Origin of the sequence: Paracoccus sp. (in: a-proteobacteria), assembly GCF_030538655.1 — a bacterium.
In the GTDB taxonomy this organism is placed as follows: Bacteria; Pseudomonadota; Alphaproteobacteria; order Rhodobacterales; family Rhodobacteraceae; genus Paracoccus.
This window is the reverse complement of the sequence record NZ_JAUNTO010000043.1, coordinates 1-7236: the sequence shown is the minus strand read 5'-3', so window position 1 is coordinate 7236 and position 7236 is coordinate 1. Positions and strand designations below refer to the sequence as shown.

8 protein-coding genes are annotated in these 7236 nt (G+C 64.2%); 2 read left to right on the top strand and 6 right to left on the bottom strand.

Translation table 11 applies throughout. From position 1 onward, the window contains the following. Positions 1-54 precede the first annotated feature (54 nt). From Q4G22_RS15565 to Q4G22_RS15545, 5 genes are all read right to left on the bottom strand, one after another. Complete coding sequence (locus Q4G22_RS15565) at positions 55-2319, bottom strand: adenosylcobalamin-dependent ribonucleoside-diphosphate reductase (protein WP_303386801.1); 2265 nt, start codon at positions 2317-2319, stop codon at positions 55-57. 70 nt (positions 2320-2389) lie between these two features. Further along, complete coding sequence (locus Q4G22_RS15560) at positions 2390-2650, bottom strand: hypothetical protein (RefSeq protein WP_303386800.1); 261 nt, start codon at positions 2648-2650, stop codon at positions 2390-2392. Next, positions 2640-3485, bottom strand: a complete 846-nt coding sequence (locus Q4G22_RS15555) for a 1-acyl-sn-glycerol-3-phosphate acyltransferase (RefSeq protein WP_303386799.1) — start codon at positions 3483-3485, stop codon at positions 2640-2642. Before Q4G22_RS15555 ends, Q4G22_RS15560 begins: the two co-directional genes overlap by 11 nt. Then, positions 3482-4267, bottom strand: a complete 786-nt coding sequence (locus Q4G22_RS15550) for a GNAT family N-acyltransferase (RefSeq protein ID WP_303386798.1) — start codon at positions 4265-4267, stop codon at positions 3482-3484. Before Q4G22_RS15550 ends, Q4G22_RS15555 begins: the two co-directional genes overlap by 4 nt. A 163-nt stretch (positions 4268-4430) precedes the next feature. Next, positions 4431-4613 (bottom strand): DUF3553 domain-containing protein, encoded by a 183-nt coding sequence (locus tag Q4G22_RS15545; protein ID WP_303386797.1) that lies wholly within the window; start codon positions 4611-4613, stop codon positions 4431-4433. Positions 4614-4643: 30 nt separating this feature from the next. On the opposite strand from Q4G22_RS15545, the gene Q4G22_RS15540 reads away from it, so the two are divergent. Continuing rightward, positions 4644-5273 carry a histidine phosphotransferase family protein gene (locus tag Q4G22_RS15540; protein ID WP_303386796.1) on the top strand — a complete coding sequence of 210 codons (630 nt, stop codon included), beginning with the start codon at positions 4644-4646 and terminating at the stop codon, positions 5271-5273. Positions 5274-5358: 85 nt separating this feature from the next. Here Q4G22_RS15540 and Q4G22_RS15535 read toward each other — a convergent pair whose 3' ends face one another. Further along, positions 5359-6624: a glutamate-5-semialdehyde dehydrogenase gene (locus Q4G22_RS15535; protein ID WP_303386795.1), complete on the bottom strand. Its 1266-nt coding sequence runs from the start codon at positions 6622-6624 to the stop codon at positions 5359-5361. A gap of 91 nt (positions 6625-6715) precedes the next feature. Here Q4G22_RS15535 and Q4G22_RS15530 point away from each other — a divergent pair, with 91 nt between their 5' ends. Then, positions 6716-7177, top strand: coding sequence for a DUF1203 domain-containing protein (locus Q4G22_RS15530; protein ID WP_303386794.1), 462 nt, complete (start codon positions 6716-6718; stop codon positions 7175-7177). Positions 7178-7236: the final 59 nt, after the last annotated feature.

The window sequence follows — 7236 nt, the reverse complement described above, 5'->3', positions numbered from 1 at the left end:
ATGCAAAAAACCGCTTGACTGAGACGACCCCGTTACCGAAGTCTGGAGCCTAGCCTACCCGCACTTGCTATGCCCACAACTCGGACAGGTCATGCACCCCTCGATCATCCGCATCCCGAACTGCCCGCAACTCGGACAGGCGGGGCCACGCGGAGCCTCGCCGACGACCATGACCTCGGCCTTGGGGTCGGATTTCAGGCCCGCGCCTTCACCGGTCAGAAAGCCGATGGCGATCATGTGGCGTTCGATCACGCCGCCGATGGCCGCCAAAATCGACGGCACATAGCGGCCCGCCATCCATGCGCCGCCGCGCGGGTCGAACACCGCCTTTAGCTCCTCGACCACGAAACTCACGTCGCCGCCGCGGCGGAATACGGCAGAGATCATCCGTGTCAGGGCGACCGTCCAGGCGAAATGCTCCATGTTTTTCGAGTTGATGAACACCTCGAATGGGCGGCGCTGGCCGCCTTGGATGATGTCGTTCACGGTGATGTAGATCGCGTGTTCCGACCCCGGCCATTTCAGCTTGTAGGTCGCGCCCTCCAGCGCGGCGGGGCGGTCAAGCGGTTCGGTCAGATAGACGACATCGGCGCCCTTGTCGGGCTGGGGTGCGGCCTCGGTTGTCTCGGACACCGACAGCACCGAACCCGTCACCGCGTTCGGGCGATAGGTGGTGCAGCCCTTGCAGCCCAGATCCCAGGCGGCCAGATAAACGTCTTTGAAATCGTTGAAGGAAATATCCTCGGGGCAGTTGATCGTCTTGCTGATCGAACTGTCCACCCATTCCTGCGCCGCCGCCTGCATGGCGACGTGATCCAGGGGTGCAAGCGTTTGGGCGTTCACGAAATAATCGGGCAAAGGCGCGTCGCCGTGCAGATCGCGCCACATCTGGACGGCGTAATCGGTGACTTCTTCCTCGGTCCGGCTGCCGTCCTTTTGCAGCACCTTGCGGGTGTAGGCATAGGCAAAGACCGGCTCGATCCCCGAGGACACGTTGCCGGCATAAAGGCTGATCGTGCCGGTCGGCGCGATGCTGGTCAGCAGGGCGTTACGGATGCCTTTGGCGCGGATCGCGTCGCGCACGTCGTCATCCATCTTGGCCATGAAGCCCGAGGCAAGGTATTCATCGGCATCGAACAGCGGAAACGCCCCCTTTTCGGCCGCCAGATCGGCGCTGGCCAGATAGGCGGCGCGGGCAATCGCCCGCATCCAGTCGCGGGTTTGCGCGACCGCATCGGGCGCACCATAGCGCAGCCCCAGCATCAGCAGCGCATCGGCCAGCCCGGTGACGCCAAGGCCGATGCGGCGCTTTGCCTGCGCCTCGGCGGCTTGCTGCGGCAGGGGAAAACGGCTGGCGTCCACCACATTATCCATCATGCGGATCGCGGTGCGCACCAGATCATCCAGCGCCGCCATATCCAGCCGCGCCGCATCGGTGAACGGGTCCGTCACCAGCCGCGCAAGGTTCACCGACCCCAGCAGACAGGCCCCATAAGGCGGCAAGGGCTGTTCGCCGCAGGGGTTTGTCGCGGCAATCGTTTCGGCGTAATGCAGGTTGTTGGCGGCGTTGATGCGGTCGATAAAAATCACGCCCGGCTCGGCGTAATCATAGGTCGCGCGCATGACGCGGTTCCACAGATCGCGCGCCTGCACTGTGTGGTAAATCTTGCCGCCAAAGACCAGATCCCAGGGCGCGTCATCCTTGACCGCCTGCATGAAGGCATCTGTCACCAGCACCGACAGGTTGAACATGCGCAGCCGCGCGCTGTCTTGCTTGGCGGCGATAAAGGCCTCGATGTCGGGATGATCGCATCGCATGGTGGCCATCATCGCGCCGCGCCGCGACCCCGCCGACATGATCGTGCGGCACATCGCATCCCAGACATCCATGAAGGACAGCGGCCCGGATGCGTCGGCGGCGACACCCCGCACCTCGGCCCCGCGCGGGCGGATGGTGCTGAAATCATAGCCGATGCCGCCGCCCTGCTGCATGGTCAAGGCCGCCTCGCGCAGCATGTCAAAGATACCGCCCATGTCGTCGGGGATCGTCCCCATCACGAAACAGTTGAACAGAGTCACCGACCGGCCAGTGCCCGCCCCCGCCAGAATGCGCCCTGCGGGAAGGAATTTGAAATCCTCCAGCGCGGCGTAGAACCGAGGCTCCCACGCCGCCGGGTCGGCCTCAACGCTGGCCAGATCGCGGGCGACGCGGCGCCAGCTGTCTTCGACCGACAGATCGACGGGCTGACCGTCTGCGTCCTTCAGGCGGTATTTCATATCCCAGATCTGTTCGGCGATGGGGGCGGCAAAGCGGGTCATGGGCGGTCCTGAGGCTGCGGGTCTAGGGATCGTAGCAGATATGTCACCGGAACACAGGCCGCAAGCGCGGCTATCGCCGGGACAGCCAGAAATAGATCAGCGGCGTCAGCACCAGCAGCCCGAGGATTGCCGCCCCAGGGCCATAGATCAACAGGCCCCAGATCACGTCCTCTTCCAGACAGCGCCCCAGACTGGGGTCGGGGCAATAGGGGCCGGGTTTAAACAGCGCCACGATGGGCAAAAACGACGCCGCCAAAACCAGCGCCACCGCTTGCCCGATTAGCACCGCCAACAAAAAGCGCAGGCTGCGGGGCAGCGGTTCACCCCGCATCCAGGCCCATGCCCGACAGAACCGCCCGGTGCGTGGCGGCGGCCAGTGTCTTGCGATCCTGCCCGGCGACCGGCACGGGCGGGTGCAGGATCACGTGCACGCTGCCCTGACGCGGGGCGGCAAGGACGGTCAGCAGATGCGGGCCAAGATCCATGTCGGACCACCAACCGTAAAAGCGCGGATCGGCGCCGGGCGGGGCCTGATACACCGCCGTTATCGGCTGGATCGCCAACCCCTGCGGCAGAGCCGGGTCCAGAAAACCCTGAAACAACGTCGGTTTGAAGGGCAGGACGCGGCGGCCATCGGTCGAGGTGCCCTCGGGGAAGAACAGCAGCCGGTGCCCGGCGCGGGTGCGGGCGGCGAATTCGCTGGCCTGCGCGCGGGCCAGTTTCGGGTCGCGGGTCACAAAGTGGGTGTTGGTCACTTTGGTCAGAATGTTGATACCGGGCCAGCCCGCCACCTCGGCCTTGCTGACGAAAAAAACCGACATGGCGGCGTTCATCACCAGAATGTCCAGCCAGCTGGAATGGTTCGCCACCACCGCGCCCGGCCCGCGCATCGGCGCGCCCTGCCGCGACCAGCGAATGCCAATGCAGGCCAGCACAGCGCGGCAAACGCCTTGCACCCAAGGTCCCGTCACCGGGCGGCGCGGTCCGGCGATTAGCCATTCCACCGCGCGCAGCGGCAGGATCAGGATGACGCCGATCAGCAGCACCAGCATCGCCGGAACACCACGCCGGATCACCCGCAGCCAGCCCAGCAGCCCCTGCGGGCCGGGCAGAAGGGGCGGCTCATCGCCGCGCCATGTGGCGGGGCCGCGTCCGGGGTCAGTCATTTCTGCTGCTGCCAGCGCGATTCGTAGAACTGGCGGTGCTTGTCGGACATCGCCTTGGTGTCCATCAGCAAAAAGACATCGGTGGTGTTGAAGGCGCGGTCGATGAACGCCCCCTCGCCCACCATGCCGCCAAGGCGCAGATAGGCTTTGATGAGGGCGGGCATGCCCCGCATCGCCTCGCGCCGGTCCAGCCTGTCGAGCGGGATCAGGTCCATCGGCTGAAACCCCTCGGGGCGGGCGCGGGGGCGCAGATCGGCGGGGGCAAGATGGTGGTGGTGCAGCCACGCCAGCGACGGCGCCAGCATCGTCGCATCTGTGCCGTGGAAACTGGCGACGCCGAACAGGATGTCGATGCCGTTATCCAGCACATAATCGGCCAGCGCATTCCACAGCAGGAACATGCCCGAACCGCCACGATAGGCCGGATCAACGCAGGACCGTCCAAGCTCCAGCACGGTGCGGCCAGATTCGCGCAGCAGCGTCAGATCATATTCACTGTCGCAGTAAAACCGCCCAAAGGCCGCCGCCCGAGACCCCGGCAACAGGCGATAGACGCCCACCACGTGATCCAGATCCTCGGCGCTGCGGCGGGTGTCAATCAGGCACAGGTGATCCACGACCGGATCGAATTCATCGCGTTCCAGCCGGGCATCATGATCGACCAAAGCGCCGTCACCGCCCAATTCCTCGACAAACACGCGATAGCGCAGCCGTTGCGCGGCCATAAGATCGCGTTCACTGGTGGCAAGACGAATTTCGAAATAGCCGGGATCGTGCTTCATACGGTCAAAGCGGACCTTCTGCTGCGTCTGACCCGAATGTCTAGGCGGGCACGGGCATCATTGCAACCGCACTTGATCCGGTTGAAAAATTATCTGCACGTTGTGCATTTCCGGCATTGCAATTCAAGATTGATCCGACGATGACTTGCAGCATGAGCAAGATCTATACCCCCGTGTCAAACCGAACGACCGCCAACACAACCCGGCGTCCGTCTATGACCTGTTTTCCGGCCTCGGCAAAATTTACCGTGATTCTGTCGCCAATGCGCGACTGCACCTGCCCCTCGCCCCATTCGGGGGCATTGGGATGGCGCACGATCATGCCGGGTTCAAGGGTCTCGTTCATCGCAACCTCTTTTCCCAAGGTTAAATCGGCATGAGTGGCACGGCAAGCAGGATCACCGCGGTCGATTTGTCCGCAATGGTCGGATCGCGGCTGTGTCACGATCTGGTCTCGCCGCTGGGCGCCATCGGTAACGGCCTGGAATTGCTGCAAATGTCGGGCGAATTTCCCGGCATCGGCAAAAGCCCCGAGGTGCAATTGATCGCCGAATCAGTCGATGCGGCACGGGCGCGGATTCAGGCATTCCGCATGGCATTCGGCGCAGCACCCGCCGATCAGCGGGTCAGCCTGCCCGATCTGACACGACTGCTGGACGGCATGTCACGGCAAGGCCGGGTCCGCATCACGCTGGAGGCAGAGGGCGATCTGCCCCGCATCGAGGGGCGGATGGTTCTGCTGGCGATCATGTGCTTTGAATCCGCCATGCCGTGGGGCGGGCGCGTTCTTGCAGTTCGTGCAGGACAGCGGTGGCGGCTGGTGGCTGACGCCGACCGGATGAAGCCCGACAGCGTGCTGTGGTCATGGCTAAGCGGCGATACCGGCAGCCTGCCTCTGCCCGCACCATCCGAGGTGCAGTTCCCCCTGCTGGCCGAATGTGCGCGTGAGGCGCAGCGCCCGCTGACCTGGGAACTGGACGAAAAAGGCGGCGAAATTTCCTTTTGAACCGCCGTTGGGGGGCTGTCTGCCCCCCATCCGTCCCCAAGGGGCCGGATTCCCCCCGAGGATATTTTTAGACAGAAGATGCCAGTCAGGGGCGGGTCGTGCCATCGCCGGTGACAAGGTATTTGAAGCTGGTCAATTGTTCTGCACCCACCGGGCCGCGCGCATGCAGTTTTCCGGTCGCGATACCGATTTCTCCGCCCATGCCGAACTCGCCGCCATCGGCAAACTGGGTCGAGGCGTTCCGCATCAGGATGGCACTGTCCAGCCCGGCGAAAAAGCGGGCGGCGGTGGCATCATTTTCGGTCAGGATCGATTCGGTGTGGTTGCTGCTGTAGCGGCGGATATGCTCGATTGCGCCCTCCACGCCATCCACCAGCCTGGCTGCGATGATCTTGTCCAGAAACTCGCGCCCGAAATCGTCGGGCTGAGCGGGGATCGTGCCGGAAATCGCCGCCAGATCGCCATCGGCGCGCACCTGAACGCCAGCGTCCAGCAGGTCGCGGATCAGCACGTCGCCATGGCGGTCGTAAAAGGCGCGGTCGATCAGCAGGCATTCGGCGGAACCGCAGATACCTGTGCGGCGGGTTTTCGCGTTCAGCACCACCCGCCGGGCTTTGTCCAGATCGGCGTCGGCATCGGCATAGACGTGACATATGCCTTCGAGATGGGAAAACACCGGCACCCGTGCCTGATCCTGCACCAAGCCGACCAGCCCTTTGCCGCCGCGCGGAATGATAACGTCGATCAGCCCCTGCGCCGTCAGCATCGCGCTGACCGCCGCGCGGTCGCGGGTCGGAACCAGCTGGATCGCCGCTTCGGGCAGCCCTGCCGCGCGCAACCCCGCCACCATCGCTGCATGGATCGCAGCACTGGAGTGCAACCCTTCCGAGCCGCCGCGCAGAATCACCGCATTGCCGGCTTTCAGCGCCAGCGCACCGGCATCGGCGGTAACGTTGGGACGGCTTTCATAGATCACACCGATGACACCGATCGGCGTGCGCACGCGCTGGATGTGAAGTCCGTTGGGGCGATCCCATTCGGCGATGATCTGACCGACCGGATCGGGTTGGGCGGCCACGGCGCGCAGGCCCGTTTCAATGTCACGGATCCGCGCCTCGTCCAGCTTTAGCCGGTCGAGCATCGAATCGGACAGGCCCTTTTCGCGGGCGAATTCCATATCGCGGGCATTGGCGGCCAGAATATCGGGAATGGTGCTGGCCAGCGCGTCGGCGGCCGTGTTCAACGCGGCCTGTTTCGCGGCGGGGCTGGCTTCGCGCAGGGTTACGGCGGCCTCTTGCGCGGCGCGCCCCATGCGTGCAATCAGCGCGGTTGCGTCATCCAGATCCTTCATGCCCATCATCCTTAATGAAACGCCCGATCCACGCCCCCTTGTGGCACGGGTCTCTGTCATAGCGGGTTTATATCTGAAACAGGAGTCCCCGATGACAATTCGTTTTATCCCGATCTCGACCGCCACTGCATGGGCGTTGCGCAACGGAACCGACGCTTATGGCCGCGCGCCCGAACGCGCAATCTCGACCGGCAATGGCACGCCCTGCCGACATTGTTTGCAACAGGTGCCTGCCGGACAGGTCTCGCTGCTGCTTGCGCATCGGCCTTTTGCCGCGCGGCATCCCTATGCGGAAACCGGGCCGATCTTTCTGTGCGCGGCGGATTGCGCGCCGGGTGGCCCCGATCTGCCAGCGGCGATTCTGACTGCGCCCACCTATCTGCTGCGCGGCTATGACAGCGGGGAACGGATTGTTTATGGAACGGGCGGGGCGGTGCCAACGGCCCAAATCGAAAGCCATGCCGCCGCCCTGCTTGCGCGCGATGACATCACCGCCGTTCATATCCGGTCGGCCAGCAACAATTGCTATCTGTGCAAGGTCATCGGGGAATAAAAGGAAATGGCGCGGTTGACGGGGCTCGAACCCGCGACCCCCGGCGTGACAGGCCGGTA

Coding starts and splice junctions, on each gene's coding strand:
- Q4G22_RS15535 (WP_303386795.1), bottom strand. CDS start 6,624: ATGAAGGATCTGGATGACGCAACCGCGCTGATTGCACGCATGGGGCGC.
- Q4G22_RS15540 (WP_303386796.1), top strand. CDS start 4,644: ATGAGTGGCACGGCAAGCAGGATCACCGCGGTCGATTTGTCCGCAATG.
- Q4G22_RS15530 (WP_303386794.1), top strand. CDS start 6,716: ATGACAATTCGTTTTATCCCGATCTCGACCGCCACTGCATGGGCGTTG.
- Q4G22_RS15545 (WP_303386797.1), bottom strand. CDS start 4,613: ATGAACGAGACCCTTGAACCCGGCATGATCGTGCGCCATCCCAATGCC.
- Q4G22_RS15555 (WP_303386799.1), bottom strand. CDS start 3,485: ATGACTGACCCCGGACGCGGCCCCGCCACATGGCGCGGCGATGAGCCG.
- Q4G22_RS15565 (WP_303386801.1), bottom strand. CDS start 2,319: ATGACCCGCTTTGCCGCCCCCATCGCCGAACAGATCTGGGATATGAAA.
- Q4G22_RS15560 (WP_303386800.1), bottom strand. CDS start 2,650: ATGCGGGGTGAACCGCTGCCCCGCAGCCTGCGCTTTTTGTTGGCGGTG.
- Q4G22_RS15550 (WP_303386798.1), bottom strand. CDS start 4,267: ATGAAGCACGATCCCGGCTATTTCGAAATTCGTCTTGCCACCAGTGAA.